Source organism: Eudoraea sp. (assembly GCF_049665975.1).
Classification (GTDB): Bacteria; Bacteroidota; Bacteroidia; order Flavobacteriales; family Flavobacteriaceae; genus Eudoraea.
Genome location: NZ_JBATGR010000337.1, coordinates 1 through 1,609 on the forward strand (window position 1 = coordinate 1; position 1,609 = coordinate 1,609).

The following is a 1,609-nucleotide window of genomic DNA, read 5'->3' on the forward strand; positions in this document are numbered from 1 at the left end:
GCATACCGCTGAACAAGTTTAATGACCCTGTTCATAATTCGCTCAATTGACGAAACATTGAGGGATATTTGATATAATAGAATTATAGCTTACGAATATGCACGAACATTACAGTAAAACGGCTTTGACATACGCGAGAAAAAGTGATTGCCCAGTGGGTAATTACTTTTTTCGGCGAGCTGATGCGGCTGCGACGATATAGAACACTTGCGTGTTACTATATCTACAATTATATCAAATACGGCAGTATACGCCGTTTTACACTATAACCATATTTGAACCATAATTTATATTATGTCAAATAGCTTTTTTGAGGTCTCGCCTCTCTAGGTGCTATAATCTTAGAAATATTCCCAGCTGTATCAACCCGCACACTTTATAATTCATCCACCGGATGATCTACAAAGATGTCGTATGTCAAATAGAGTTTTTAAGGACTCGCCTGCCATTCCTTTATAGTATGTTCAAAAACTTCTCTGAATTAAACATCTTAGTATTATTCCCAACCGCATAATCTCGCACACTTTATAAATCATCCACGGCATAAATACACCAGGAATAAATCCGGTTCTTACATATGTCAGATGAATACTCTTTCAAACTCTTAAAATTACCTTAAACGATATATTAATACATCTCACCGAAAAAATCAATTCAATGGTCAAACTTGCTAATTGTTTGACATAAATTCGTCTAAGAAACTGAACATTTAAAAAAAGAAAATGAGAAAAGCCCTTTATTTATTACTTTTTGTTGCTCTAACTGCACTCTCAAGTTGCGGTAGTGACGATAGTATAGAACCTACCGGAGTAAATGAAATTATTGTGGATGAGCTTGCGTACAACCTGGTTTCCGCCAATGGCTCAGGTATTACAGGAACTGCTACCCTTACCAGAGATAGTAATGATAATACCACAATTTTAATTGAGCTAAACAACACCAACACCGAAGAACACCCTGCCTACGTCCGCCTTAATAGTGCTGCTGAAGGTGGGCCTATTTTAATTACCTTAGAACCCTGTACCTGTGCCGTGAGTACTACAGTGGTAACACAGCTTAATGATGGTACCCCGATTGATTTTGATAAGCTTTTAAACTTAGATGGTCATGTAAGTATTCAGGATAGTCCTGATAATCCTGATTTAGTTGTTGCAATAGCCGATATTGGGACCAACGCAAATTAAGTATCCCTTCCATATAAAATAGAATCAAACCCTGGCTTTAAAAAAGCTCAGGGTTTTATAATTTATACGTTTTTCTTCTAATGTGAGTCGGAAATTTGTAACTTATGGATAGCTAGTTTATTCCTGGAATTATACATAATTTAAACCAAAAAAGATCAGATGTATAAGCATATATTGCTTGTATTTTCCAATTGGCGGAATATTAACCTATCTGGACGAATAAATTGTTTTATTTTAATAAATTTTACCATTATTTCTTAACTTTGTGTAAGAAAATAACTCTCAAAATTAATTCAAAATGAAAAATGCCCCTTTTCTATTGACAATATTTGTTATGGCCCTACTCTCCAGTTGTAGCGGTGACGATATTGAACCCACAGGCGTAAATGAAATAATCGTCGACCAAATCGACTATAATTTGATTG

Annotated in this window: 1 protein-coding gene; it reads left to right on the top strand. The window is 35.2% G+C overall.

What is annotated here, in order from left to right; genetic code table 11:
* The first annotated feature begins 722 nt into the window (after positions 1–722).
* Positions 723–1,184: a hypothetical protein gene (locus WBN20_RS11770; RefSeq protein WP_424281818.1), complete on the top strand. Its 462-nt coding sequence runs from the start codon at positions 723–725 to the stop codon at positions 1,182–1,184.
* Positions 1,185–1,609: the final 425 nt, after the last annotated feature.